This window comes from Pleomorphomonas sp. T1.2MG-36 (genome assembly GCF_950100655.1).
GTDB lineage: Bacteria > Pseudomonadota > Alphaproteobacteria > Rhizobiales > Pleomorphomonadaceae > Pleomorphomonas.
In genome coordinates this window covers 528,407-554,175 of record NZ_CATNLY010000023.1, presented here as the reverse complement: position 1 = coordinate 554,175, position 25,769 = coordinate 528,407, and the positions used below count along the sequence as shown (strand labels likewise).

The 25,769-nt window shown below is 65.3% G+C and carries 22 protein-coding genes; 18 read left to right on the top strand and 4 right to left on the bottom strand.

Features of this window, described 5'->3' with window-relative positions; translation table 11 throughout:
* Positions 1-22 precede the first annotated feature (22 nt).
* Together QQZ18_RS14035 and pdeM are read left to right on the top strand one after the other, a co-directional pair.
* The gene (locus QQZ18_RS14035) at positions 23-2,521 is read left to right on the top strand and encodes a ligase-associated DNA damage response DEXH box helicase (protein ID WP_284541540.1); all 2,499 of its coding nucleotides are present in this window, start codon (positions 23-25) and stop codon (positions 2,519-2,521) included.
* The gene (pdeM, locus tag QQZ18_RS14030; RefSeq protein ID WP_284541539.1) at positions 2,518-3,240 is read left to right on the top strand and encodes a ligase-associated DNA damage response endonuclease PdeM; all 723 of its coding nucleotides are present in this window, start codon (positions 2,518-2,520) and stop codon (positions 3,238-3,240) included. Before QQZ18_RS14035 ends, pdeM begins: the two co-directional genes overlap by 4 nt.
* 25 nt (positions 3,241-3,265) lie before the next feature.
* Here pdeM and QQZ18_RS14025 read toward each other — a convergent pair whose 3' ends face one another.
* The 3 genes from QQZ18_RS14025 to QQZ18_RS14015 all read right to left on the bottom strand — a co-directional run bounded on the left by QQZ18_RS14025 (position 3,266) and on the right by QQZ18_RS14015 (position 8,727).
* Positions 3,266-4,030 carry a TIGR02186 family protein gene (locus tag QQZ18_RS14025; RefSeq protein ID WP_284541538.1) on the bottom strand — a complete coding sequence of 255 codons (765 nt, stop codon included), beginning with the start codon at positions 4,028-4,030 and terminating at the stop codon, positions 3,266-3,268.
* Between the two features lies 1 nt (position 4,031).
* Positions 4,032-4,955: a sulfite exporter TauE/SafE family protein gene (locus QQZ18_RS14020; RefSeq protein WP_284541537.1), complete on the bottom strand. Its 924-nt coding sequence runs from the start codon at positions 4,953-4,955 to the stop codon at positions 4,032-4,034.
* A 304-nt stretch (positions 4,956-5,259) separates the two neighbouring features.
* A complete protein-coding gene (locus QQZ18_RS14015) occupies positions 5,260-8,727 on the bottom strand; it encodes a peptidoglycan-binding protein (RefSeq protein ID WP_284541536.1) in 3,468 nt (1,155 codons plus the stop codon).
* 340 nt (positions 8,728-9,067) lie between these two features.
* Between QQZ18_RS14015 and QQZ18_RS14010 the strand changes: the two genes are divergently transcribed.
* The 8 genes from QQZ18_RS14010 to QQZ18_RS13975 all read left to right on the top strand — a co-directional run bounded on the left by QQZ18_RS14010 (position 9,068) and on the right by QQZ18_RS13975 (position 15,722).
* Positions 9,068-9,511: a MerR family transcriptional regulator gene (locus tag QQZ18_RS14010; protein ID WP_284541883.1), complete on the top strand. Its 444-nt coding sequence runs from the start codon at positions 9,068-9,070 to the stop codon at positions 9,509-9,511.
* 100 nt (positions 9,512-9,611) lie between these two features.
* Positions 9,612-10,034 carry a hypothetical protein gene (locus QQZ18_RS14005; protein WP_284541535.1) on the top strand — a complete coding sequence of 141 codons (423 nt, stop codon included), beginning with the start codon at positions 9,612-9,614 and terminating at the stop codon, positions 10,032-10,034.
* A 137-nt stretch (positions 10,035-10,171) separates the two neighbouring features.
* Positions 10,172-10,588: a large conductance mechanosensitive channel protein MscL gene (gene mscL / locus QQZ18_RS14000; RefSeq protein ID WP_284541534.1), complete on the top strand. Its 417-nt coding sequence runs from the start codon at positions 10,172-10,174 to the stop codon at positions 10,586-10,588.
* Between the two features lie 131 nt (positions 10,589-10,719).
* Entirely contained in the window at positions 10,720-11,943 is a 1,224-nt protein-coding gene (locus QQZ18_RS13995; RefSeq protein WP_284541533.1) for a pyridoxal phosphate-dependent aminotransferase, read from the top strand.
* A 165-nt stretch (positions 11,944-12,108) separates the two neighbouring features.
* Positions 12,109-13,272 carry a two-component system sensor histidine kinase NtrB gene (locus QQZ18_RS13990; RefSeq protein WP_284541532.1) on the top strand — a complete coding sequence of 388 codons (1,164 nt, stop codon included), beginning with the start codon at positions 12,109-12,111 and terminating at the stop codon, positions 13,270-13,272.
* 245 nt (positions 13,273-13,517) lie between these two features.
* A complete protein-coding gene (locus tag QQZ18_RS13985) occupies positions 13,518-14,138 on the top strand; it encodes a response regulator transcription factor (RefSeq protein ID WP_284541531.1) in 621 nt (206 codons plus the stop codon).
* A 74-nt stretch (positions 14,139-14,212) separates the two neighbouring features.
* On the top strand, positions 14,213-14,551 hold the full coding sequence (locus QQZ18_RS13980; RefSeq protein WP_284541530.1) for a response regulator: 339 nt from the start codon (positions 14,213-14,215) through the stop codon (positions 14,549-14,551).
* A 412-nt stretch (positions 14,552-14,963) separates the two neighbouring features.
* Positions 14,964-15,722 (top strand): Crp/Fnr family transcriptional regulator, encoded by a 759-nt coding sequence (locus tag QQZ18_RS13975; protein ID WP_284541529.1) that lies wholly within the window; start codon positions 14,964-14,966, stop codon positions 15,720-15,722.
* A gap of 13 nt (positions 15,723-15,735) precedes the next feature.
* On the opposite strand, the gene hemN is transcribed toward QQZ18_RS13975, so the two are convergent.
* Complete coding sequence (gene hemN / locus QQZ18_RS13970) at positions 15,736-17,097, bottom strand: oxygen-independent coproporphyrinogen III oxidase (RefSeq protein WP_284541528.1); 1,362 nt, start codon at positions 17,095-17,097, stop codon at positions 15,736-15,738.
* 419 nt (positions 17,098-17,516) lie between these two features.
* On the opposite strand from hemN, the gene ccoN reads away from it, so the two are divergent.
* From ccoN to ccoS, 8 genes are all read left to right on the top strand, one after another.
* A complete protein-coding gene (gene ccoN, locus QQZ18_RS13965) occupies positions 17,517-19,142 on the top strand; it encodes a cytochrome-c oxidase, cbb3-type subunit I (RefSeq protein WP_284541882.1) in 1,626 nt (541 codons plus the stop codon).
* Between the two features lie 11 nt (positions 19,143-19,153).
* Positions 19,154-19,885, top strand: a complete 732-nt coding sequence (gene ccoO / locus QQZ18_RS13960; RefSeq protein ID WP_284541527.1) for a cytochrome-c oxidase, cbb3-type subunit II — start codon at positions 19,154-19,156, stop codon at positions 19,883-19,885.
* Between the two features lie 9 nt (positions 19,886-19,894).
* Positions 19,895-20,050, top strand: coding sequence for a cbb3-type cytochrome oxidase subunit 3 (locus QQZ18_RS13955; protein WP_284541526.1), 156 nt, complete (start codon positions 19,895-19,897; stop codon positions 20,048-20,050).
* A 3-nt stretch (positions 20,051-20,053) separates the two neighbouring features.
* Positions 20,054-20,920 carry a cytochrome-c oxidase, cbb3-type subunit III gene (ccoP, locus tag QQZ18_RS13950; RefSeq protein ID WP_284541525.1) on the top strand — a complete coding sequence of 289 codons (867 nt, stop codon included), beginning with the start codon at positions 20,054-20,056 and terminating at the stop codon, positions 20,918-20,920.
* A 194-nt stretch (positions 20,921-21,114) separates the two neighbouring features.
* Complete coding sequence (gene ccoG / locus QQZ18_RS13945; protein WP_284541524.1) at positions 21,115-22,569, top strand: cytochrome c oxidase accessory protein CcoG; 1,455 nt, start codon at positions 21,115-21,117, stop codon at positions 22,567-22,569.
* Between the two features lie 82 nt (positions 22,570-22,651).
* A complete protein-coding gene (locus QQZ18_RS13940; protein ID WP_284541523.1) occupies positions 22,652-23,161 on the top strand; it encodes a FixH family protein in 510 nt (169 codons plus the stop codon).
* A gap of 20 nt (positions 23,162-23,181) precedes the next feature.
* Positions 23,182-25,488, top strand: coding sequence for a heavy metal translocating P-type ATPase (locus QQZ18_RS13935; protein WP_446728661.1), 2,307 nt, complete (start codon positions 23,182-23,184; stop codon positions 25,486-25,488).
* Positions 25,485-25,700, top strand: coding sequence for a cbb3-type cytochrome oxidase assembly protein CcoS (gene ccoS, locus QQZ18_RS13930; protein ID WP_284541521.1), 216 nt, complete (start codon positions 25,485-25,487; stop codon positions 25,698-25,700). The genes QQZ18_RS13935 and ccoS overlap by 4 nt, the downstream gene beginning before the upstream one ends.
* Positions 25,701-25,769 lie beyond the last annotated feature (69 nt).

Below are 25,769 nucleotides of genomic sequence, written 5' to 3'. Positions count from 1 at the left end.
GGAAATCGGGCTTACTCCCGCCGTGACCGAGACGAATCTTCTGCCCCCCAAGTTCGAAGCCTGGTTCGCGTCGCGCGGCTGGAGCCCGCGTGCTCACCAGCTCGCGCTGCTCGAACACGGCCTTGCCGGCCGTTCGGTGCTGCTGATCGCCCCGACCGGCGCCGGCAAGACGCTGGCGGGCTTCTTGCCGTCGCTTGTCGATCTCGCATCCCGGCCAAAGTGGCGGCCGGGGACGCGACGGCGCGGCATTCATACGCTTTACATCTCGCCCCTCAAGGCGCTTGCCGTCGATATCGAGCGCAACCTTGAGACCCCTGTCGCCGGAATCGGCCTCGACGTTGCCATCGAGACGCGCACCGGCGACACGTCCGCGTCCCGCCGCCAGCGGCAGAAGCTGATTCCGCCCGACATTTTGCTCACAACGCCGGAACAGTTGGCGCTGCTGCTCGCCGGTCGTGACGCTGAAACCTTCTTCGAAGACCTCAAGACGGTCATTCTCGACGAACTGCATGCGCTGGTCACGAGCAAGCGCGGCGACCTGCTGGCGCTCGGTCTGTCCCGGCTGCGTGCCATCGCGCCGGCCATCCGCACCGTCGGCCTGTCGGCCACCGTTGCCGATCCCGACGAACTGCGGGCCTGGCTGGTGCCGCAGGCCCCGGGCATGCCGCTCGCTCTCTCCGAGATCGTCACCGTCGCGGGCGGCGCCCGGCCCGACATCCGCATTTTCGAGGCCGACGAGACCATCCCCTGGGCTGGGCATTCCGCCCGCTATGCCTATGAAGGGTTGCTGGCGGAAATCGATCGCCGCCGCATGACCCTCATCTTCGTCAACACGCGCAGCCAGGCGGAAATGGTGTTTTCCGAGCTCTGGCGCCTCAACGACGCCAACCTGCCCATCGCCCTTCATCACGGTTCGCTCGACGTCGGCCAGCGGCGCAAGGTGGAAGCGGCGATGGCCGATGGTCGTCTGAGAGCTGTGGTCGCCACCTCGACCCTCGATCTCGGCATCGACTGGGGCGATATCGATCTCGTCATCCACGTCGGTGCTCCGAAGGGCGCCAGCCGGCTCGCCCAGCGGGTCGGTCGCGCCAACCATCGCATGGACGAGCCGTCGACGGCGCTTCTGGTGCCGGCCAACCGCTTCGAGGTGCTGGAATGCCAGGCGGCGCTCGATGCCAACTATGTCGGTGCCCAGGACACGCCGCCGATCCGCGACGGCGCGCTCGACGTGCTGGCCCAGCACGTGCTCGGCCGGGCCGTGGCCGGTCCGTTTCGCGCCGACGATTTCCATGCCGAGGTCGTCTCCGCCTATGCCTATCGCCATCTCGACCGCGAACGGTTCGATCGGGTGGTCGATCTCGTCGCCACCGGCGGCTACGCGCTGCGCGCCTACGAGCGCTACGCCAAGATCAAGCTGACCGCCGACGGCACATGGCGCCTGACTCATCCGCGCTTCGCGCAGGCCTATCGGCTCAATGTCGGCACCATCATCGAAAGCCCGATGCTGAAGGTCCGGCTCGGCGGCAAGGCGCGCGGCCGCGGTCCGGTGATGGGCGGCCGCCTGCTCGGCGAGGTGGAGGAGTATTTCTGCGAGCAGATGAAGGTGGGCGACACCTTTTTGTTTGCCGGCGAAGTTTTGCGTTTCGAGGGTATGCGCGAGACGGAGGTGATCGTCTCCCGCGCGCGGTCGAGCGACCCCCGCATTCCGGTTTACGCCGGTGGAAAGTTCCCGCTCTCCACCTTCCTAGCGGCCAGCGTCCGCAAGATGCTCTCAGATCCCTCGTCATGGGGCAGGCTGCCGGCGCCGGTGCGCGACTGGCTCGAGCTGCAGCGGGACCATTCCCTGCTTCCCCAGCCCGACGAACTCCTGGTCGAGACCTTTCCCCACCGGGGTCGCCACTTCCTGGCGCTCTATCCGTTCGAGGGAAGGCTCGCCCACCAGACCCTCGGCATGCTGTTGACGCGCCGGCTCGAACGCTTCGGCCTCAAGCCGCTCGGCTTCATCGCCACGGACTACGTGATCGGCGTCTGGTGCGCGACCGACGTTGGAAGCGCCTTCGCCCAGGGGCAGCCGACGCTGTCGCGCCTCCTGGAGCCGGACATGCTGGGAGACGATCTCGAAGCCTGGATGGCCGAGAGCTATCTCCTGAAGCGCATGTTCAAGTCCTGCGCCACGATCGCCGGCCTCGTCGAGAAGAATGCCATCGGCGCGCAGAAGACGGGACGGCAGGTGACGGTTTCCACCGACCTCATCTACGACGTGCTGCGCGAGCATCAACCGGACCACATCCTGCTCGAAGCGGCCTGGGCCGATGCCTCGACGGGGCTTCTGGACCTCGGCCGTCTCTCGGATATGCTGTCGCGAATCGGCGGCCGCATCGTTCATAAGCGGCTCGACCGCATTTCGCCCCTCGCCGTGCCGATCATGCTTGAGATCGGCGGCGAGCGCGTTGCCGGCGAGGCCGACGAGGACGTCCTGCGTGAGGCGGCCGACGAGATCATCCGGGAGGCCATGGCTTGACGGCGCTGAGCAAGAGACAGGGAGACGACGACGTGCTGACAGCGGGCGGCCTTGTTAACCTCAACGGCGCCGCCGTGCGTTTCGATGCGTCCGGTGTGCTCCACTGGCCCGAGGAACGACTGCTGGTCGTTGCCGATCTGCACCTCGAAAAGGGGTCCTCTCACGGCTCGCGCGGCCGTTTTGTGCCTCCCTACGACACCCGAGCGACGCTCCGAGCCCTGGCGGAGGCCATCGGCCGTCTTCGGCCGGAGCGCGTGATCGCGCTTGGCGACAGTTTCCACGACACTGAGGCCGAGGGGCGCCTGGCTCCCGTCGATCTTGAAAACCTCTCGGCGCTGGTTGGATCCGTCGACTGGACGTGGGTGGCGGGCAACCACGATCCGTCGCCGCCGGCCGGCCTGGGCGGCAGGCCGGTCGCCGAGATCGTCGTCGGTCCTCTCGTCTTCCGGCACGAACCGCGCGTCGGCCGTTCGGTCGGCGAGGTGGCCGGTCACCTTCATCCGGCGGCCAAGGTCGGGCGAACCCGCTCGGTCCGTCGTCGCGCCTTCGTGTGCGATGGCAGCCGCTGTCTGCTGCCCGCCTTCGGTGCCTACACCGGCGGACTCAATGTCATGGATGCGGCTTTCAAGGGGCTGTTCGAGCGGTCCCGCCTCATCGCCTGGATGTTGTCGGACGGGCGCGTCTATCCGGTGCGTTCGTCTGAGTTCCTTCCCGACTAGCCATCGGGCGGCAAGGAAGGCGAACTCAGTCCCTGCGGAACGCCACGCCTGCCAGCCATCCGGTGAAGCAGGCTACAATCACGGTCGCAAGGCCGTAGACGGCCGGCTGGCGATGGGCGAGGTCGGTGATCGTCTGCTCGAAGCCCCCCTTCAGGATCGAGAAATCCTGCGTCGTCTTGGCGAGGAGCACGCCTCCGGAGAACAGGTAGACGGTGGCCGTGTACCAGCCGATCGGCACGTTGGCCGGCAGGTCGATCGGCGCCCGGAACAACTGAGGCGACAGGAACTCGACTCGCCCTTCGTTAAGGGTGAACAGGCCTTCCTTCTGCATCAGCCGCAGGAAGGCGGCGTCGAACTCGGTTCTGACCGGCGGCAAGGCATCCGGCAGGCCGCGCGTCGGCAACATGTCGAAGCCGAGGCCCTGGCCGGCTCTTACGCGGTTGCCGGCCACATCGGCCATCGGCGCCGTGGTGGCGATGGCCAGGAAGGATGGAACGCGCGGCAGCTCGCTCGACGCCCGATTGATCCAGATGCCGGCCACCCGTTCCTTGCGGCGGGCCACCATGGAACGCAACGGACCGGTCAGCGTCACGACGATCTCATAGGGATCGGCACGGGCCACCGTCTGTCGGTCGCGCTCCACGGTGCCGAAGATGACGACACCCGAACCCGTGAAGTTGGATTCGATGGACACGCGTTCGGTGGAGAGCGCCGTCACCAGGGTTTCGGCGTGCAGGTGCGATGAGGCGAAAGCGAGCGTCGCGGCGGCGAGAAGGGCGCGGACGATCATGTCATCCTCCTCCCATCCGACTGATCGAGTAGAGCTCGTCCGGTCTCGCCACCAGATCGACGGCAAACCTGAGGCCCACCGACAGCACGAGAAGGCCGAGCAGCAGACGCAAGGTCTCGCCGCGCAGCGACTGGCCGACGCGGGCTCCGAACTGCGCCCCGACAACGCCGCCGACCATCAGGGCCAGACCGAGGATGACGTCCACTGTCTGGTTCGTGGCCGATTGCATGAAGGTGGTGAAGGCCATGGTCCCGAGCGTCTGCAAGAGCGTCGTGCCGATGACGATGGTGGTCGGTACCCTCAGCAGGTAGATCAGCGCCGGTACCATGATGAAGCCGCCGCCGATGCCGAGCAGCGCGCCCAGAAAACCGATGGACGCGCCGAGCGCGATGACCGGCAGGGCCGAGATATAGAGGCGCGACCGATGGAAGCGCACCCGGAGCGGCAGGCCGGCGATCCAGCTGTGCTGGCCCGGACGGCGGATGGGCAGGGGCGTGCCGCGTCGCTTGGCAAGGATTGCCCTGATGGCCTCGACGGCCATCAGCATGCCGATGGTGCCGAGAAAGGCGACATAGCAAAGGGCGATGACCACATCGAGCTGGCCGATGCCGCGCAAGGCCCCGTAGACCAAGACGCCGATCGCCGAACCGATGATGCCGGACAGCGTGAGGTAGAGGCCGAGCTTCAGGTCGACCGTCTTCTTGCGCAGATAGGCGAGGACCCCCGAGGCCGAGTTGGCGACGATCTGCGATGAGACCGATGCGACGGCAACGGCCGGCGATATGCCGGAGAAGATGAGGAGCGGTGTCAGCAAGAAGCCGCCGCCCACGCCGAACATGCCGGACAGGAAGCCGACCGCCGCGCCCATCCCCAGCAACAGGAAGAGATTCATCGGCATTTCGGCGATCGGCAAGTAAAGATCCACGACCCGTCATCCGTTCAAAGGCGGTTGGCGGCCAGTATTAGCTCCTAACCCCTTGCAAAAGTGCAACGGAACAGCTTGTGCCACGCCTTTCCGGCGAAAAAGCGCATTGATGTGGCAAAAAGAAACCCCCGGAGCCGAAGCTTCGGGGATAGCAGTCTGCGGCAACTCATACCGCTTCCGTCGGACCGCTTCCGCCGGGTTTTGATCCTCGGGGCGGAACCTGAAGGACGCGGAAGCGCCTGCCTGGGCGCCGGCCGGTAAGGCCCGCTTGAGCTGGATGAGTCCAGATCAAGCGGAACGGTTATCAAATGGTCGGCATGCCGAGCGCTTCGATCAAAGCCTTGTCGATCTCGCCCGTCGCCGGCATTCCCTTCGATGTCTGGAAGGCGGCGATGGCGTCACGGGTCTTGCGGCCCATCTTGCCGTCGGGCTGGCCGGCGTCGAAGCCGAGGCTCGTGAGCACGGCCTGGGTTCGGGCGATCGTCCGGGAGGTGTCGACCGACGCTGTGTGTTCGGCAGGAACGGCCCAGGCCGGATCGGCCGGAGGCACATCCTCGGCCTTGGGATCAAGCGGCTTGGCCACCCATGTCTCGACAGCGAGACGGGCGCGGGCAAGGTCTTCCTTGGAAAGCACCTGGGCGATGTCGTCGCGCTTCTTGGCGCTGTCGGCGTCGCCGCCGGTGGCGGCCAGCGCGAACCACTTGTAGGACGTGGCGAGGTCACGCGGCACACCGAGGCCTCGAGCGTAGAGGATGCCGAGGTTGAACTGGCTGTCGCGAATGCCGTGCTCTGCGGCGCCCTGGAACCACTTGGCGGCCATGGCATAGTCGGGCGAACCGAGGCTGCCTTCGGCGTTGATCACCGCGAGGTTGTGCATGGCCTTGGCGTTACCAAGAGCGGCGGCCTTGGTGTACCATTCGGTGGCCGTCTTGGCGTCGCGCGCCGTACCGACGCCCTTCTCGTAAAGGCTCCCAAGCCGATACTGAGCCGGCGCAAGGCCCGCTTCGGCGGCACGGCGGTACCAGTCGATGGCGGCCGAGAGATCCTGCGGCACGCCTCGCCCGTCGGCAAAGCGGGAGGCGACTTCGAAGGCGGCCAGCGGGTCGCCGCCGGCTGCCGCGTCGCGCAGGGCCTTGGAGCCCACGGCTTCCGGCAGGGTGGGTGCGGCTTTGGCAATCGGAGCCGCCGATGCCTCCACCGCAGTTTCGGGTGATGCGGCCGGCGGCACGAAGCCATCGGTCGGGAGTGCCGAGGGGATCTGGGAGAAGCCGCCCGGCGGCGGCGTGACCTGCGGAGCGGGAGGAATTTCGAGACTGGTCGGCGCCGTCGGCGCCCCTTCGATCTCGGAGGTCGGTCCGGCCGGCTGGGTCTCGGGAGTCTGAACGATCGGCGCCATCGGAGCCGGCGTTTCAACGGGGGATGCCTCTGGAGCCGGCGCGGTCGACGCCGTTGGCTCCTGCGAAGCGGGGGTCGCCGCTGGCGCCTCGTCGGGCGTCGCGCCGCGACTTAGCGTGTCGATGGCGATCTTGGCGACGCCGAGCGCGATCAATACCACGGCGGCGGCCATGGCCATCTTGCGCAGGTTGAATCCGATCTTTGGCAAGGCGAAGCGAGGCTTCCCGCGTGCGGGTGCCTCTTCCTTGCGCGCCTCGTCGGGCGAGCCGGTGCCGGCCGCCTGAGCAGCCCGTCGGGCCGCGGCGATGAAGTCCGCCTTGGTTGGCGTGCGCGTCGCATCGGCGGCGGGCTTCTCGGCCACCGGCGCCGATTTCGGCAGGCGCGGCTTGCCCGAGCCGGGCTCGAGCGGCTTGTTGACGTCGAAGCCGGGCGGCAGCAGGGGCTCATTGGCCTCCGCAGGCTCCGGCTTGCCGAGCTGAGGCTCGACGCGCGGCGCGGATGCCGGCTTGCGGCCGAAGATGCGTGGCAGGTCGTCGTTTTCCTCGGCTTCGGGGATCGGCGGCGTCCGCCGGGTGAGCGCCTGCTCGATCTCTTCCCAGTTGTCCTTCCTGGCACGCACCGGCTTCGGCTCGGCCGCGTCGAGGCGGGGACCGTCCTCGCCAACCTCGCGCAGCGCCAAGCGCTCCACAGTCTGACCGATGGCCAGCAGCAAGCCGCGGTCGCGTTCGGCGCCAGCCCTCAGATCTTCGCCGAGGCGCGTGATGCCGGCTTCGACGCTGGCGAGACGCGCTGGGGCGTCGTCTCCGTTCCGCCCCGCCACCGCCGCCACGCGATCGGCAATGGCCTCCACGGACAGCGAACTCGACATGGTGGCGTCGAGCCGCTCGAGCGCTTCGGCCAGCGCGGCGATTTCGTTCGGTCGGGTTTCGAGGCGGCTGGCAATATCGGCGATCCGGCTTTCCAGCCGTTCGAAGGCGACGGCGCCGATCGATGGAGCATCCAGCCGATCGAGACGTTCGACCAGCGTCCGCACATCGGACGCGAGGCCGGCGTCGGGCCGGCCGGCTGCGGTCAGCACGTCTTCCCTGAGGCTCTCGACGGCTCTTTCGAGCGCGGAAACATCCTTGCCGGTGGCGAAGTCGATGTCGGCGACCGACCGCGTCAGAACGGCGATGCGGTCTTCGATTTCCGAAATTCGACCCGTTGGCACCGGCTCGGCGAGCTTGGATTCGATGCGGGAGAGGGCGGCGGCAAGGTCGTCCGGCAGTCCGCTGGACGCCGGACGGAGCTGCGCTTCCAGCGAGCGGCCGAGTTCGGTGAACCGCTCGTCGAGCGCCCGGATGGCGGCGGCGTCGAGCGCCACGCCAGGACGATCCAGAGACAGGCGCAGGCCGTCGATCTCCTCGGCAAGGCGCGGCAACCCCTCGGTCGAGCGGGCAATGCGCTCTATGGATGCCGACTGCCGCTCCAGTTCATGCGCAAAGCGCGGCAACTGCTCGGAGCGCTGGGCGACCTGCGACAGTGTCGCGTTCTGCCGATCGAGCCCATCCTTCCAAAGCGAAAAGTCGCCGACGTCGCGCTCGATGGAGCGGATGCTGCCGGCGACGTCATCCAGGCGCCGTTCGATGGCCGCGATCACTTCGCGCTTGTCGAGCTGGGCGACGGCGGCGGCGAGATCCGAAAGGCTGCGTCCGAAGTCGCCGAGCACGCGCTGGTCACCGAGCCCCTGATCGAGTCGTTCGGCAAGACGGTCGAGACGGGCGGTGATGACCCCGACCTGATCGCCCGACGGCAGCGTGGCGATCAGCCGGCGGATCTCGGCAAGACGCTGCACGAGGTCGTCCACGAGGCGCGGGTTGTCGACGGAGGTGTGGATGTCGTCGAGCCGTGCCACCAGTGTATCGAAGGCGCTCTCAAGGGACCGCCCGGAACTTGCTTCGACCAGTCGTTCGACCTGAGCTCGAAGGTCGGCCACTTCCATCGCCAGGCCGTCGCCGTGCGAGGACGTCCGCCGCCGGTCGGCATTCATTTCCTGGCTGAGGGCACGGACGCGGGCGCCGAGTTCGGCAACATCGGCGCCGTCGCGGCGGCCGAGCCGGCCGGGATCGACAGAGTCGCGCTTGCGCGAAATCTGCTCGATGGCCCGCTGAAGGTCATCGGGTTCCGGCGTACGTGGCGCGGGCCTTGCCGCCCGTCGCTCCTCGACCGGGGACAGCGTGCGAATGCGCTCCCCGAGGCGATCGAGCGATGTGAGGATGCGGTCGACGGGGTCGCTGCCCTGCCGGTCGCTTTCCGATCCGTAGCCGGTCGGCTCCCGATCGTACTGGCTCGCTCCGCCCATTCCGCCGCTCAAACGAGACGTAGCCCGCGACGCCATGACTGTTCTCCCCGTTTGCAACGCCGTCCTCGCGGCAAGGGCCGCCGGGACGGATCGCCGCCAGGATGCATTCATTGGGCAATTTGCAAAAACAGGGTAAACACCCGGTTAACTATGCAGTCCTTCTTCGCCACTTTTTAAGCGCTCTGAACGGAACCTTACCGTGCCGCTCCGAAAACTGACGCCATCAGTGTCATTTCTGCCCGACCTTGACGTAAAGGGAAGCTTGTGCGCAGTTTGACCGATGGGTAGCGGAGCCGTCCCGGCACGGCTCGGTATGGAGGGATCAGGGGTGACCGAAAGCGACGAGCCGGCCGCCGAGGCTCAAATCGGGGCCGTCATTGCCGACAAGCTCGAGGACGACGATGGGCTGCATCCCCGTGGATCGTTGTTTTCCATCGGCGATCTGGCCCGCGAGTTCGACGTCACCCTTCGCACCCTGCGCTTCTACGAGGACAAGGGGCTCGTCAGTCCGCGCCGCGAGGGACTCAACAGGCTTTACTCCCGTCGCGATCGAGCCCGCCTCAAGCTGGTGCTGATGGGAAAGCGCGTCGGGTTCTCGCTGACCGAGATCAAGGGCATGCTCGACCTCTATGACCTGCGTGACGGTCAGGTGGCCCAGCTCAAGGTTGCGCTCGACCGGTTCAACGATCGGATCGCCATCCTTGAAAAGCAGAAAAAGGAAATCGAGCAGGCCCTGATGGAACTGCGCCGGACCACGGCGGTTGTCAGTGGCCTCTTGAAGGAAAAAGAGGAAAAGGAAGCCGGCACGCGTAAGGGCTGAGACGAGAGGCCGGGCCTGAGTTTGCGGCGGAAAATATGAACGAGCCGTCGTGGACACGATGGGGTATCCTGTCGGCGAGTGACCAACCGGGAGATCCACGATGCGCGCGATCCTGGCCGCCCTTCTTGCGTTCGGCACCATCCTCGTCCTTTCACCCGCTTCGGCGCAGAGTCCGACGCCCGACGAGGGCTACAGCCTGCAGCCCGCCACCGGCAACTATCTCAAGATCGACCGCCGGACCGGCGACGTTTCCCTTTGCACGCCGCGTGGCGATGCCTGGTCCTGCCAACTGATCGCCGACGACCGCAGGGCCTATGAGGATCGCATTGTCGAGCTGGAGGCCGAGAACGAGCGTCTCGCCAAGCAGCTTGCCGCCCTCAAGGCGGAGGAGCACGCCGCGCCGCTGCTCGGCGGGGACGACGAACGACGTTTGCAGGAATTCTTCGACCTCGGTGACCGCATGTTTCGTCATTTCTTCGATCTGGTCGAGCGGCTGCGCGAGCGGGAGAGGGCGCCAATCTAGCGGCTCCCGGGTTTCGCACCGGAAATCCACAAGTTTATCAGTAGAAATGCGAGCCGAGTGCGCTTGGGGGCATGGCAGCGCGGCGAACGCTGCTGCATGATCGCGTTTACCTTTGATAAACGCTGGGAGATGGAAACATGCTGAAGGAATTCAAGGAATTCGCGTTGCGTGGCAACATGGTCGACCTCGCCATCGGCGTGATCATCGGCGGAGCCTTCGGCGGCCTCGTCAACTCGATCGTCGCCGACCTGTTGATGCCAGTCATCGGACTCATCACCGGCGGCATCGATTTCACCAATCTCTACGTCCAGCTGTCTGGCGCACCGGTGGCAAGCGATCTCGAAGCCGCCCGCAAGGCTGGGGCAACGATCGCTTACGGCAACTTCGTAACCCTCGTGATCAATTTCCTGATCATCGCCTTTGTTCTGTTCCTGGTGGTCAAGGTGATGAACCGCATGAAGAAGGCCTCCGAACCGGCGGTGGAAGCGCCGCCGGAAGTTCCGGCCGACGTCGCCTTGCTCACCGAGATTCGCGACCTCCTCAAGAAGGGCTGACGGGAAAAGCGGTCATGCTCTCCGGGGCTGTGGCCGCCTCTTCCTCGTCTTGCCTTTTGATTCGTTTTTGAGGCCCTGATATTCCCCCGAGTGGCGGCGATTCTCGCCGACCATCCGAGCAGGGTATGCCCATGACACCCGACGTTGCTGCACGCTTTCTCGATACCATCCGACCGGCGGCCCGAAATGCGCCGCCAAGCGGCATCGTCGAAGTCCATCTCGAAGGACTGAAGCGGCCGGGGACGGCCAAGCTCTGGGTTGGCGAAGGCAGCCTGCCGACGCCTTCCAACATCCGTGACGCGGCGGTTCGTTCGCTGTTGGCCGGAGAGACCTTCTACACTCATCAGGCTGGATTGCCGGAGTTGAGGGAGGCTCTTTGTCGTTATCACGACCGAATCTACGGGCCGTTCGGCGGTCGCCCCGCCGACGTGAGCCGCTTCATCGTCACCGCGTCCGGCATGCATGCCATCCAGATGGCGGCAACGCTGGTCGCCGGCGCCGGCGACGAGGTGATCGTGCCGACGCCGGCCTGGCCGAACGCTCCGGCCGCCGCCGCGCTCTGCGGTGCCGCGGTGCGTGAAGTGCCGATGCGCTTCGGCTCGGCCGGTTGGGATCTTGACCCCGACGATCTCGAGGCGGCGATCACGGCGCGTACCCGGGCCATCTTCGTCAACTCGCCCGGCAATCCGACCGGCTGGGTCGCGAACCGCGACCGGCTGGCCTCCATTCTCGACATCGCCCGCCGCCATGGACTCTGGATCGTCGCCGACGAGGTCTATGGCCGCTTCTGCTATCTCGACGGCGCGGCCGTGGCGCCTTCGTTCCATACGATGGCAGAACCCGAGGATAGGCTTATCTTCGTCAACACCTTCTCCAAGAACTGGGCGATGACCGGCTGGCGCATCGGCTGGATCGAAGTGCCGGCCTCCCTCAACGCCACCGTCCAGAATCTTGTGCAGTATACGAGCTCGGGCACGGCGGTCTTCATGCAGCGAGCCGCCGTCGAGGCGCTCGACAATGGCGAGGAATTCCTGGCCTTTCAGGCGGCCCGCGCACGCGACAACAGGGCGGCCGTTCTCGCCGCGCTCGCCGCTGCCGGCGGTGTGACCGTCTCCCCGCCCGACGGCGCCTTCTATCTGTTCTTCTCCGTGGAGGGCGAGCCCGACACGCGCCAGCTCTGCCTCGACATGGTGCGTGAGGCGGGCGTCGGAATCGCGCCGGGCACCGCGTTCGGCCGTGGCGGCGAGCGATTCATGCGCCTTTGTTTCGCAGGCGACCCGCAGGAAATCACCATCGCGCTCGGCCGTCTTTCGGCCTGGCTCGCCACGCGCCGACAGGTGGCAGCAGCCGTTTAGTGATTTTTTACGGACATTTGCGTTTGAATTTGATCTGGAACAGTTCCTTTTCCGTAGAAGTCGTGCATGTTACATCCGGACTTGCACTGAAGGGCTGTTCCTGATTTGACAGATTTCGGGGCAAGGTTGTGGCCCCGTCTGGATGAAGGGGAGAGCGAGGCAGATATGGGAGAACTCGAGGACCGCAGGACCGCGGTTTCGGAAGCTCGTTTCGAGAGTCTTCTCGACACCGCCGCCGATGGCATCATCGTCATCGACGAGACTGGTCGCATGCTGGTCTTCAACAAGATCTGCGAACGGCTGTTCGGCTATACCGCCCAGGAGGCGATTGGCCAGAACGTGTCGCTGATCATGCCGCCGGAGTTTTCGACCTCCCACGATCGCTTCATGAACAATTATCACCGCACGGGCGAGAGACGGATCATCGGCATCGGGCGTGAAGTGTCCGGCATGCACCGTGACGGTACGGTCTTCCCGCTTGAACTCTCTGTCGGCGAAGCCAAGACGGCGGATGGGCGGCAGTATATCGGTGTGTTGCGCGATTTGCGGCCCCGACGGACCGTGGAACAGCGCGTGTCGCAGCTCCAGGCGCAGGTGGTGCACATGACGCGCCTCTCCGCCATGGATGAGATGGGCGCCGCCATGGCGCACGAACTCAATCAGCCGCTCACCGCGCTTCTGCTCTACCTCCAGGCCGTTGCTCGTCAGGTCAAGTCCTGCCACGCGGACGCCAAGCCACCGAGCGACAAGATGCTCGACGTGCTCGACAAGGCGGTGCTCGAGGCCGAGCGGGCCAGTCACATCGTCCAGCGCATGCGTCAGATGGTGGAAAAGCGCGATCCGGAGCGGGCAACCATCGACCTGCGCGAGGTGGTCAACGAAGCGCTCGACCTCAGCGAGTTCGTGGCGCAGGGCGCCACCGTTACGATTCGCCGCGTCTTCGGCATGACCCCGATTCAGGTGGACGCCGACGCGACGCAGATCCAGCAGATCATTCTGAATCTCCTGCGCAACGCCTTGGAGGTGGCCAAGGAGAGCGAGGAGCGCTGGGTGAAGGTGTCGATCGGCTCCGACGATCGGTCGGCCTTCGTCTCGGTGACCGACAGCGGTCCCGGTTTCTCCGAGGATGTCGGCAAGTCGCTGTTCAGAACGTTCAGCACGACCAAGAAAACCGGCATGGGGTTGGGGCTCGCCATTTCCCGGGCGATCGCCCAGAACCATGGTGGAGACCTGATGGCCGACCCCGGCGGCAACGGACAGGGGGCAACGTTCACCCTGATGTTGCCGATGCACCAGTCGGACGAGACGGAAGAGGACGCGTGGGAGTAAAGAGCGGCGCGGCTGGCGCCGGAGGGAAGGGCAAAAACAATACGGCCGCCACAAGAGCGGCAACTGGCGCGGCGGGAGGTTTCGCCGTATAAATACGTAAATCAACAAAGTCCGCCGCGAGCTTTGCGGAGACCGCCCCCGGGCGGGAAGCCGCAAAGCGCGAGGAGCGGACGCGATCCATGGACTTGGCTAGCCGGGCGGGACCCTGGCGGTCTTCAGGGATCCTCAGATCGAGGAAGGGTGACATGGCTGAAACAGAAGGAAAAATCTTCGTTGTCGACGATGATGCATCGGTGCGTGACGCGCTGTCGGTCATCTTCGAGATGGAAGGTTATGGCGTCAGGGTGTTCGCCGACGGCGACCAGTTTCTGACGGCCCTCAAGACGGACAAGCCGGCCTGCGTGCTGCTCGACGTCCACATGCCGGGCAAGTCCGGTCTCGACATTCTCCGTTCGATCGATGTCGGCACCTTCCCGTCTCCGGTGTTCATCATTTCGGGTCAGGGCGACATTCCCATGGCGGTGAGCGCCATCAAGGCCGGCGCCACCGACTTCATCGAGAAGCCGTTCGATGCCGACACCGTGGTGACGCGCGTTCGCGAGGCGATTGCCTCCTACGGCCGTCATGCCAGCGGCGGCACGCCTGGCCTCAGCTTCCCCGGTGCCGAGCACCTGACGCCGCGCGAGCGCGACGTTCTTCAGGAAATCACCGGTGGCGCCTCCAACAAGGAAGCCGGTCGTCGCTTGGGCATCTCCCCGCGCACCATCGAAGTGCACCGTGCGCGCATCATGGAAAAGCTCGGAGCGCGCAATGCGGCCGATCTCGTGCGTATCGTGCTGACTGCGCATACGGGGGATCACGGATAAACATTGCCGGATGATCGAGGCACACTACTTTTTCCTGCGACTGGTTTGCGTCTCGCGGTTTTAGAGTGTTGCCGATGTACATAATTGTTGAGGACGACCCTTCGGTCGCCGACGCACTGGAATCCCTGCTCTCCGGAGCGGGATTGCAGGTGCGTGTTTTTGCCACCGCCGAGGAATTCATCCACTCCGCTTCACTGGCGCCCGAGGATACGATGATTGTCGACCTGGGTCTGCCGGGCATGAGCGGCGGCGAACTCGTTCGCCATCTGGAAAAGGCCGGCGCCACCCCCAAGGTCATTGCCATTTCTGGCAAGTCGTCGCGGACGATTGCCCGCGAGACGGAAGGCTTGGCCGATGTGAAGATTCTTCGCAAGCCGCCGGCGGCCGACTGGCTGGAGGCGATCACCGCCTGATCTTTCGTTTGGAACGGTGCGCTGGTGCCCCGGTTCGCCGGGTTTTTTTGTCTTTCTTTTCGGGAGAGAAAGGCGTCGCACGGCGGTATTGTCCATGTTCGCGCCCGTTTTGTCGGGGGTGACATTTCCCTGGGATTGTCTTGAGGGGAGGGTGGAAACGCATGTTTCCGCCCCGCTTTGCCGTGTCCACTGCCGTGGCGTGCGGCAACCCTTCTTGCGATGGTTAAGTAACCAAACGAATTACCGCAGGGCGCGAATGTCCATATTGTGTCAGTATCGATAGTGGTGCGGCCGAAGCGGACGGGTTTCGGTCGAGCCTACGGAGAAGAGATGGCCATGGACGGATGGCCGGATCGATCCTCCGGTGGCCTGCCGACCACGTGTCATCGAGCAAGTCATCGAGGAGGGATCGATGTTCGTAGAGAAAAAGACGTCATTCGCCGAAGGGTTCGTTGCCGGCGGTTTCGACGATGGACGCCACCGCAGCCGCTACGCTGGCACGAGGGTTCGTGCGCCGGTCGACGACAGTGCGTGGACGCATTACCGCGCTTCGCCCCGGGCCCGGCTCGATCGCCACGACGCCCATTCCGTGCTGTTTCGTGAGGACGATGCGGCGAGCCATCTCTACGAGGTGGTCAGTGGCCAGATCATGCTCTATCGCCTGCTCGGCGACGGCCGCCGCCAAGTTGTCGATATCCTCGGGGAGGGGGACCTTTGCGGCCATTCGCTCACCGGTCTCTACGATTGCACCGCCGAGGCGCTGACCTCCGCCGAGGTGCGGACGCTGGATCGTCGCGACATCGACCAGTCCGTCGAGTTGCTCGCCCATGTCAATCGATGCCTGCTGACGCGCATCGAAGCGTTGCACAGCCACGCCGTGTTGCTCGGCCGCAAGTCGGCTACCGAGCGGGTGGCCAGTTTCCTGATGCGTTTCGTGCCTGGACGCGGCGTGGTCGGCTGTGCGGGACCGGAGCGGCACAGCGCCGACACCGAGCTCGTGGTGCTGAAGATGACGCGGCAGGAGATCGCCGATTTCCTCGGCCTGACCATCGAGACGGTGAGTCGCGTGCTGTCCGACCTCAAGCGGCGCGGCTTCATCGCCATCGAGCGCAACGACCGCATCCGCCTCGTCGATGTCTGCCGCGTCTGCAAGATGACCGGCATCCATTGAGTTTCGTCGCCGGCTACACCGCTACCGAGTGGCGTCCGCCCGTGCCGAGATAGGCGTCGAAGGCGGACGCGACAAGGCGCGCCAGCTCGGCGCCGTGCTGGACGATGGCTACCCGACCGCCGTCGGCGACCACCCAGCCGGCGCGGACGAGTGGCGCCAGCTTCTCTAGGTCGGCCGAGAACAACCCGACCTCGGCGTCGTGGCGAGCGGCGGTGGCCGGCAGGTCCACGTCGAAGAAGCAGAGAAGCTGCTCGATCACATCGGCCCTGAGGCGATCCTCCGCCGTCAACTCCCGCCCCCGCTCGGTTGCGAAACGACCGTCGACGATGCGCTCGCGCCAGTTGCCGGTGTCGGTGACATTCTGCGCGTATCCCCTGGAGGTTCGGGCGATCGACGAGGCGCCGAAGCCGATCAGCGTTTCGGCGCGATCGGTGGTGTAACCCTGGAAATTGCGCCGCAGCGTTCGCGTCGACAAGGCCTCGGCCATGGAATCGCCCGGCCGCGCGAAATGGTCGATGCCGATCGGCACGTAGCCCGCCGCCCCGATGGAGCCATGGGCCGTTCGTTCGAGTTCGAGGCGTTGCTCGCTACCTGGAAGCTTCGATGTGTCGATGAGCTTCTGGTTGACGCGGAACCAGGGAACGTGGGCGTAGCCGAACAGGGAGATCCGATCGGGTGCGAGCGCGATGGCCGTCTCCACCGTGCGCCGGATGGACGAAACCGTCTGCTCTGGCAGTCCATAGATGAGGTCGAAGCTCAGCGAGGTGATGCCGGCCTCTCTCAGATGCTCAGCGGCCGCCGCCACCGTCTCGGCGGGCTGGATTCGCCCGATGGCCGCCTGGACCGCCGGATCGAAGTCCTGCACGCCCAGACTGGCGCGGTTGACGCCGATGGCTCGAAGCAGGCGTGCCCGCTCCTTGCCCAGATGGCGCGGATCGAGCTCGATCGCGTGCTCGGTATCCGGTCCGATGCCGAAGAAGCGATGGAAATCGCCCACGATGGCCTCGAAGGCTTCGGCGGAGAGCAGGTTGGGCGTGCCGCCACCCCAATGGATATGCGACACCGTCCGCCGGCCGATCCGCGCCGCGACCATGGCGATTTCCGACCTGAGCACCTCGACATAAGCCTCGATCGGCGCATAACGCCGCGTCGCCTTGGTGGTGCAGCCGCAGTAGTGGCAGATGGAGTTGCAGAACGGGATGTGGACGTAGAGCGAGACGGGACCGTCCTCCGCCGCTGCCCCGTCGAGAAAGCCGCCATAGGCGTCCGCGCCGACGTCAGCCGAGAAGTGCGGCGCCGTCGGATAGGAGGTGTAGCGCGGCACGGTGGCGCGAATGAGGGTCTCGAGGGAAACGGCTTCGTCCAGTTGTGTCATGCGCAATCCTAGGCGCCGCTGGCCGGTGAATACATTGACCGGCGTCAAACGCGGCGGCATTGGACCGAATCAGTCGGTCCTGGCCATTTTGGCGGACAGGTATCTGCCTCTCGATCCGTCTCGCTTGCAACGGCGACGATCCAAACCGTGACGCTCATTATAATTAGTCCATTTTGATATAGGCAAAACGTCTAGAACTGCGCTAAACCCCCTCCATTCCGGGATCGGCCTTGACCTTTATCAAGGTTGGTATGCGTAGACCCCACTAGGTTGTTTCCCGTGCTTCGGACGCGAAGGTCCGGGGCGGGGGACTCCATGGGGTCGGCAAGCGGGCGAGGCGAGGCGTTCGTTGGCGACGGCGGGCGATCTCCGACAGACACGGGGCGACGAACATGACGGCATTGAGGGCCAAACCTCTGATGTCGCTCGAGGAAACTGCATACTCGGTTTTCCTGGGGCTTCTTTTTCTCTACTGCGTTCTGGCCGCCGGCAAGGCGGTTGATCCGGTCTTTGCCTTTCATGCCACCATCGGCGCGATCGCGTCGGCGGCAGGCGTCTTCCTGATCGTCCGGTCGTTCATCGACCGCGACGGGCGCGTCGAGCCCGCCGAGATCAACGGCAAGCCGAACTACAATCTCGGTCCGGTCAAGTTCGCCTCGATTGCCGCCATGTTCTGGGGCATCGCCGGCTTTTCCGTCGGTATCTGGATCGCTCTCGAGCTGGCCTATCCGGCCCTCAACCTCGGTCTTCCGTGGACCACCTTCGGACGCCTTCGCCCACTCCACACGTCGGCGGTGATCTTCGCGTTCGGTGGCAACGTGCTTCTGGCGACGTCCTTCTACGTCGTGCAGCGCACCAGCCGGGCTCGCATGCCGGGTCTCGTCACGCCGTGGTTCGTCATCCTCGGCTACAACGTGTTCATCGTCCTCGCCGGCACGGGCTACCTGCTCGGCGTCGGGCAGGGCAAGGAATACGCCGAACCCGAGTGGTATGCCGATCTGTGGCTGACCATCGTCTGGGTCGCCTACCTGCTGATCTTCCTGGCGACGCTGTGGCGGCGCAAGGAGCCACATATCTATGTGGCCAACTGGTTCTATCTGGCCTTCATCGTCACCATCGCCATGTTGCATATCGTCAACAACGCGGCGGTGCCGGTCAGCTTCTTCGGTTCCAAGTCCTACGTCGTCTGGGCCGGCGTGCAGGACGCCATGGTGCAGTGGTGGTACGGCCACAACGCGGTGGGCTTCTTCCTGACCGCCGGCTTCCTGGCCATCATGTACTACTTCGTGCCGAAGCGGGCCAACCGGCCGGTTTACTCATACCGGCTGTCGATCATCCATTTCTGGGCGCTGATCTTCCTCTACATCTGGGCCGGCCCGCACCACCTCCACTACACCGCGCTGCCCGAATGGGCCTCGACGCTCGGCATGGTGTTCTCGGTCATGCTGTGGATGCCGTCCTGGGGTGGCATGATCAACGGCCTGATGACGCTGTCGGGCGCTTGGGACAAGCTCCGGACCGATCCGGTGCTGCGTCTCCTTGTCGTGTCGGTGGCCTTCTACGGCATGTCGACCTTCGAAGGCCCGCTGATGTCGGTGAAGGCGGTCAACTCCCTCAGCCACTATACCGACTGGACCATCGGTCACGTGCATTCCGGCGCGCTCGGATGGGTGGGCTACGTTTCCTTCGGCGCCCTCTACTGCATGGTCCCCTGGATCTGGGGCAAACGCGACGTCTACTCGCTGAAGCTCGTCGACTGGCACTTCTGGATCTCGACGCTGGGCATCGTGCTCTACATCACCTCCATGTGGGTGTCGGGCATCATGCAGGGTCTTATGTGGCGCGCCTACACCGAGCTCGGCTTCCTGCAGTACTCCTTCGTCGAAACTGTCGAGGCGATGCATCCCTACTACGTCATCCGTGCGTTGGGCGGCATCCTCTTCCTGACCGGCGCGGTGATCATGGCGGTCAACCTCTATCTCACCATTCGCCACGGCGAGGCCGAAAAGCCGGCTGCTGACGTGGCCTTGGCTCCGGCCGAGTAAGGAGACGACTGATGAGTCTCATGCAAAAGCATGCGGTGTTCGAGCGGAACTCCATCGTTCTCCTGATCGGCATCCTGATCGTGGTCGCCATCGGCGGCCTGGTCGAGATCGTGCCGCTGTTCTACCTCAAGAGCACGATCGAGACGGTGACGGGGATGCGTCCCTACTCGCCACTGGAACTGGCCGGCCGCAACATCTTCGTGCGCGAGGGCTGCTATCTCTGCCACAGCCAGATGATCCGCCCGATGCGCGACGAGATCGAGCGCTACGGCCATTTCTCGCTGGCGGCCGAAAGCCAGTATGACCATCCCTTCCAGTGGGGATCGAAGCGGACGGGTCCCGATCTCGCTCGCGTCGGCGGCAAGTATTCCGACGACTGGCACGTCGCCCATCTCGTCGATCCGCGTTCGGTGGTGCCGGCTTCGGTCATGCCGGCCTATCCCTTCCTGAAGGAGACGCCGCTCAAGGGTGACCTCATCGCCGAGGACATGAAGGCGCTGCGGCTCGAAGGCGTGCCCTACACTGACGAGGACATCGCCAACGCCGTGGCCGACCTCAAGGCCCAGGTGAATCCGGACGGCACGATCGAAGGTCTGGTCGCCCGCTATCCCAAGACGGTGGTGCGCGACTTCGACGGCAACCCGAACAAGCTCTCCGAGATGGACGCGCTCATCGCCTATCTCCAGATGCTCGGCACGTTGGTCGATTTCTCGACCTACGACGACAAAGCCAACCTGCGTTGAGGAACAGCCATGGACTTCAGCTACGAACAGGTTGCCGCCTTCGCCCAACAGAGCGGGCTTCTGTACTTCTTCCTGATCTTCTCCGCCATTTGCGTCTACGCGCTCTGGCCGAAGAACAAGGCGAAGTTCGACCAAGCCGCGCAGATCCCGCTTGAGGAGGATTGAGCCATGGCTCATGAGGAAATCGACAAGGTCACCGGCGTGTCGACGACCGGCCACGAGTGGGACGGTATCAAGGAACTGAACAACCCGCTGCCGCGCTGGTGGCTCTGGGTGTTCTACGCCTGTATCGTCTTCTCGATCGGCTACGTCTTCGTCTACCCCGCGGTGCCGCTCGTCTCGACCTACACCAAGGGTCTGCTCGGCCACTCGCAACGCGCTTCGGCGCTCGCCGAGACCGAGGCGGGCCGTGTCGAGCGCAACGAGGTGGGCCAGAACCTCGCCAACGCCAGTCTCGAGGAGATCAAGAACGATCCCAAGATGCTGGAGTTCGCCATGGCTCAGGGGCGCGCCGCCTTCGGCGACAACTGCGCTCCCTGCCACGGCTCGGGTGCGACGGGTTCCAAGGGATATCCCAACCTGCAGGACGACGATTGGCTGTGGGGCGGCACGCTTGAAGACATCGAGCACACCATCACGGTCGGCGTGCGCTCGACCAGCCCGGACACGCGGATGAACGACATGCCGCGCTTCGGCGCCGACGGCCTGCTCGACGCCAAGCAGGTCCGCAATGTGGCCGGCTACGTGCTGTCGCTGTCGGGCAACTCGGTTCGGGGTGCCGACGTCGACGCCGGCAAGCAGATCTTCGCCGAGAACTGCACGAGCTGCCATGGCGAGGACGCCAAGGGTAGCCACGAACTGGGCGCGCCGAACCTGACCGACAAGATCTGGCTCTATGGCGGCGACGAGGAGTCGGTGATCTACACCATCACCCATGCTCACCGTGGCGTCATGCCGACCTGGGGTGGCAAGCTCGATCCGGTGACCATCAAGTCACTGGCGATCTACGTCCACGACCTGGGCGGCGGCACCTGATCTGCCCCATTCGTCAAACCGGGGCGGCGGGGAGCGATCCCCGCCGCTGCCTTTTGCAGCGGTAGCATGGGCGGCAGCGACCAAATCGCCGGTCGTCGCCAGTTCTCGTTTGTGCTAATGTGCTAATAATAGTGGCGATTACTTAGAAGCGAGCTGCCGGGACGGCAAGGCGGCCGCCGGGAGATGAAGGCACCATGCGGGTTGACGAGGACGTCACGACGGGAGGCGACAGCTACTATGTCGCCGCCAAGAAGAACTACCCGGCATCGGTCAGTGGCCGGCTGAGGACCATCAAGTGGTCGGTGCTGATCATCACGCTTGGCATCTACTATTTCCTGCCCTTCATCCGCTGGGATCGCGGGCCCGATGCGCCTGGCCAAGCTGTGCTGATCGACATGGCCGGCCGCAAGGCCTACTTCTTCGGCGTGGAGATCTGGCCGCAGGAGGTCTACTACCTTACGGGCCTTCTCGTGCTCGCTTCCATCGCCCTGTTCCTGATGAACGCGGTGGCCGGTCGCGTCTGGTGCGGCTATCTCTGCCCGCAGACCGTCTGGACCGATCTCTATTTCGCAGTCGAGCGCTGGTTCGAGGGTGATCGCCGCGACCGTATCCTGATGGATCGCGCTCCGCTGAGCGTCGGCAAGCTCACGCGCAAGGCGGCGAAGCATCTTGTCTGGCTTTTGATCGCCGTCGGCACCGGTGGCGCATGGGTGCTCTACTTCGGCGATGCGCCGACGATCATCCGGGACATCTTCACCGGCAATGCCGCATCGATCGTCTACATCTGGATCGGCATCCTGACCTTTACGACCTACTCGCTCGCCGGTTTCATGCGCGAGCAGGTCTGCCTTTACATGTGCCCCTGGCCACGCATCCAGGCGGCGCTGACCGACGAATGGGCGCTCAACGTCACCTATCGCACCGATCGCGGCGAGCCGCGCATGTCGGTCCGGACCGGCGCGCGCGCGAAGGCGGCCGGTGCCCAGGTCGGCGACTGCATCGACTGCAAGGCCTGCGTCCAGGTCTGTCCCACCGGCGTCGACATTCGCGAGGGCCTGCAGCTCGGATGTATCCAGTGCGGCCTCTGCATCGATGCCTGCGACACGGTGATGAAGAAGGTCGGCCGCGAGCCCGGCCTGATCGGCTACGATACTGATATGAACATCGCCCGGCGCAGTGAGGGCAAGCCGCCGATCTTCCGCATCGTGCGGCCACGCACCGTGCTCTACGCGGCGTTGATCGTCATCATCGGCGGCATCATGACCTACGCCCTGGCCACCCGTGCCTTCCAGGGCGTCAGCGTATTGCACGACCGCAATCCGCTCTACGTCAACCTGTCCGACGGCGGCACCCGCAACGGCTACACCGTGCGCCTCATCAACAAGCGCGCCCACGAGCGGCATTTCGCCCTCACCGTATCCGGCCTGCCGGAAGGCTTCATCGTCGAAGCCCAAGGCGTGGCCTCGGCCGGCGGCAAGCCGGTGATCGAGGTGCCGGCCGATACGACGCGTGAGCTGCGCGTGCTGGTCATGGTTCCAGGCGGGTTGTCTCTGCCGGAGTCGACGCCGATCGACTTCTACATCGTCGATACCGACAACGGAGAGAAGGCCTCCGCTTCCGACTTCTTCAAGGCTGCGCCGCCGAACTGAGCCATGCCGGCCGAACCGTGCCCGAAAGGTTGCGAACGGCTGGCAAAAGGCAGATGCTTGGACATGGCGAGGGAGTAACCGAATGACCGCTACCACCGAGGAAGCCGATCGCGGCCGTCGCCTGACCGGGCGGGGCGTTCTCCTCTGGCTCTTTGCCTTCTTCGGCGTCACCTTCGCGGTGAATGGCGCCTTCATTTACTTCGCGGTTTCGACGTTCCCAGGCGTCGAGGTGGCTTCGAGCTACAAGGCTGGCCAGGAATTCGAAGGTGAGATCGCCGCCGGTCGAGCCCAGGCCGAGCGCGGCTGGACGGTGGACGCCGCCGTCAAGCCGGTGGGTGACGACGCTGCCGTCGAAGTTCACTTTCGTGACAAGTCTGGCGCCGATCTGCACGGCCTCGACGTGCGCGTCCGCCTGATTCATGCCGTCGATCCGAACCATGACCACTCGGCCACGCTGCCCGAAGTGGAGAGCGGCACCTATCGAACGGAGCTGCAAGGCGTGAAGGCCGGCATGTGGAGTCTGACGATCGAGGCCTACCGAGGCGACGAGCGACTTTTCATGAGCCGCAACCAGCTTCGCCTCGTCCGCTGACGAAGGGAGAGGCCGTGAACATAGCGGTGGATGCCGGCGGTCTGGAAGACGATCCCTCGGGGCGGTCCGTCGGGCACGATTGGGACGCCTATACCGTCGCCGATCGCGATGGCGCCCGCCGCATCGAGCTCGCCGTCGACGGCATAACCTGCGCCGCCTGCCTCACCGACATCGAGCGAGGCCTTCGTCGCCTTCCGGGCGTGGTGAGTGCCCGGGTGAACGTCGGCAATCGCCGCACCTCCGTCGTCTTCTCGCCCGACAAGCTGACCCCCGACGCCGTGCTGGAGCGGATGGCGGCGATCGGCTATCCGGCTCAGCCCTTCGATCCGGCGATGCGACGCGACAATCGCTCGGCCGAGGCGCGGGAGCTCCTGAAATGCATGGGCGTCGCCGGCTTCGGCGCCATGAACGTCATGCTGATGTCGGTCTCGGTCTGGTCCGGCAATGTCACCGACATCACGCCGGAAACGCGCGACTTCTTCCACTTCATGAGCGCTCTGATCGCCATTCCGACGGTGGCCTATGCTGCCCGGCCGTTCATCCGCAGCGCGTTTGCCGCCATTCGCCGCCGGTCGCTCAACATGGACGTGCCCATTTCGCTCGGCGTCTGCCTGGCCATGGGCCTTTCCATCTTCAACACGTTGAATCACGCGCTCGAGGCCTATTTCGACAGCGCGCTGATGCTGCTGTTCTTCCTGCTGCTCGGCCGTTTCCTCGACGAGAACATGCGCCGCCGCACGGCGGTGGAAGCGGAAACGCTGGCAACGCTCCGTGCCGACTCGGCATTGAAACGCGGCAGCGACGGCGATCTGGTGCGCGTGCCGCTCAGCGCGGTGCGCCCCGGGGATATTGTGGTGGTGCGGCCCGGTGAACGGGTGCCCGTCGATGGCGAGGTTCTCTCCGGGCAGTCCGACGTCGATCGCAGTCTCGTCACAGGCGAAACGCTTCCCGTGCCGGTCGCCCCAGGCGATGTCGTTCACGCCGGTACCCTGAACGGCGCCGGTCTCCTCACCGTGGTGGTGACCGCCGCCGTCGAGGGCACGCTGATGGCCGAGATCGAGCGGCTGATCGGCGAGGCGCAGACGGCAAAATCCGGAGCGCTGCGCTTGGCCGACCGCGCCGCGCGCGCCTATGCGCCGGTGGTCCACTCATCGGCCTTGCTGACGGCCATCGGCTGGCTGCTCTATGGCGCCGGCTGGCACACCGCTCTCGTCAACGCCATTGCCGTTCTGATCATCACCTGTCCTTGCGCGCTGGCGCTTGCCGTGCCTGCGGTACAGGTGACGGCGGCCGGCCGCTTCTTCCGCAATGGCATCCTGCTCAATGCCGGCGACGCCATCGAACGCCTCGCCCGCGTCGATACCGTGGTCTTCGACAAGACGGGAACGTTGACCAGCCCCGAACCGCTTCTCGCCAATCGGGCTTCCATATCCGACGATCTTCTCGAGCTCGCCGGCCGTCTTGCCCGCTCCAGCCGGCATCCCCTGGCCGAGGCGCTGGCGCGAGCCTCCGGCGCCGGAGGCACCATCGACGGCGCTCGCGAAGTGACGGGCGAGGGCGTGACGGTTGAGCTGGCGGGGCGGACCCTGCGGCTTGGATCGCTCGCCTTCTGCAAGATCGGTGAGGATCTCGCGGAGCCGGTGCGCTCCGCCCATCCCGATGCCTCGCTCATCGCTTTCTCCGATGGCGAGCGGAAGGCGGTGTTCGCCTTCGCCCAGCGCCTCAAGGTGGATGCCGTCGAGGTGGCGGCCGAGCTCCGCGCCAAGGGGTGTCGCCTGATCATCCTGTCGGGTGATCGCGCGGCGGCGGTCGCGATCGTGGCCGAAACGCTCGGCATCGCCGAATGGCAGGCCGAGGTCGACCCGGCCGGCAAGATCGCCCGGCTCGATGCCTTGAAGGCCGAAGGGCGGCGGGTGTTGATGGTCGGCGATGGCCTCAACGACGCCCCTTCGCTTGCAGCCGCTCATGTGTCGCTGTCGCCGGTTTCGGCTGCCCACCTTGCCCAGGCGGCGTCCGATGCCGTCTTCCTCGGCGACCGTCTCAAGCCGGTGGTCACCGCACTCGACGTGTCGCGCGCCGCCTACCGCCTGATGAAACAGAACCTCTGGACGGCGGTTGTCTACAATCTGATCGCCGTGCCGATCGCCGTTCTAGGATACGTCACGCCGCTGATCGCCGCTGCGGCCATGTCCGGCTCGTCCCTGATCGTGACGCTCAACGCGTTGCGCTTGCGCCGTGTGGCGATGCCACCCGCCGAACGGCCTCCGGCGGCGGTGGCGGCCGCCCGTGACGAGCTGGCTGGAGAGCAAGCCAAGGTGCAGATATGAGCGTTCTCGTTTTTCTGGTGCCGGCGGCCTTGGCGCTTGGTCTCCTTGGCCTCGCCGGATTCATGTGGTCGTTGAAGACCGGCCAGTACGAGGATCTTGAAGGTGCCGCCTGGCGCATCCTTGAGGACGACGACGTCGAGGATGTACCCGAAGCTCTCCCCGAGGGCGTGCGTGGACGGGTTCCCGAAGGCGAGGAACGTCGCAGGGGGTGAGCGACGCCAGCATCACGGCAAAAAGAAAACGGGACCGACGCCGTCGGTCCCGTTCATCGTTTTCGGGCA

Bases quoted from the DNA above. Each gene is read 5' to 3' on its own strand.
- ccoS (WP_284541521.1), top strand. From the start codon at position 25,485: ATGAGCGTTCTCGTTTTTCTGGTGCCGGCGGCCTTGGCGCTTGGTCTC.
- QQZ18_RS13955 (WP_284541526.1), top strand. From the start codon at position 19,895: ATGGACTTCAGCTACGAACAGGTTGCCGCCTTCGCCCAACAGAGCGGG.
- ccoG (WP_284541524.1), top strand. From the start codon at position 21,115: ATGCGGGTTGACGAGGACGTCACGACGGGAGGCGACAGCTACTATGTC.
- mscL (WP_284541534.1), top strand. From the start codon at position 10,172: ATGCTGAAGGAATTCAAGGAATTCGCGTTGCGTGGCAACATGGTCGAC.
- QQZ18_RS14015 (WP_284541536.1), bottom strand. From the start codon at position 8,727: ATGGCGTCGCGGGCTACGTCTCGTTTGAGCGGCGGAATGGGCGGAGCG.
- QQZ18_RS13985 (WP_284541531.1), top strand. From the start codon at position 13,518: ATGGCTGAAACAGAAGGAAAAATCTTCGTTGTCGACGATGATGCATCG.
- QQZ18_RS14025 (WP_284541538.1), bottom strand. From the start codon at position 4,030: ATGATCGTCCGCGCCCTTCTCGCCGCCGCGACGCTCGCTTTCGCCTCA.
- QQZ18_RS14005 (WP_284541535.1), top strand. From the start codon at position 9,612: ATGCGCGCGATCCTGGCCGCCCTTCTTGCGTTCGGCACCATCCTCGTC.
- ccoP (WP_284541525.1), top strand. From the start codon at position 20,054: ATGGCTCATGAGGAAATCGACAAGGTCACCGGCGTGTCGACGACCGGC.
- QQZ18_RS13975 (WP_284541529.1), top strand. From the start codon at position 14,964: ATGTTCGTAGAGAAAAAGACGTCATTCGCCGAAGGGTTCGTTGCCGGC.
- QQZ18_RS13980 (WP_284541530.1), top strand. From the start codon at position 14,213: ATGTACATAATTGTTGAGGACGACCCTTCGGTCGCCGACGCACTGGAA.
- QQZ18_RS13995 (WP_284541533.1), top strand. From the start codon at position 10,720: ATGACACCCGACGTTGCTGCACGCTTTCTCGATACCATCCGACCGGCG.
- ccoN (WP_284541882.1), top strand. From the start codon at position 17,517: ATGTCGCTCGAGGAAACTGCATACTCGGTTTTCCTGGGGCTTCTTTTT.
- QQZ18_RS13940 (WP_284541523.1), top strand. From the start codon at position 22,652: ATGACCGCTACCACCGAGGAAGCCGATCGCGGCCGTCGCCTGACCGGG.
- ccoO (WP_284541527.1), top strand. From the start codon at position 19,154: ATGAGTCTCATGCAAAAGCATGCGGTGTTCGAGCGGAACTCCATCGTT.
- hemN (WP_284541528.1), bottom strand. From the start codon at position 17,097: ATGACACAACTGGACGAAGCCGTTTCCCTCGAGACCCTCATTCGCGCC.
- QQZ18_RS13990 (WP_284541532.1), top strand. From the start codon at position 12,109: ATGGGAGAACTCGAGGACCGCAGGACCGCGGTTTCGGAAGCTCGTTTC.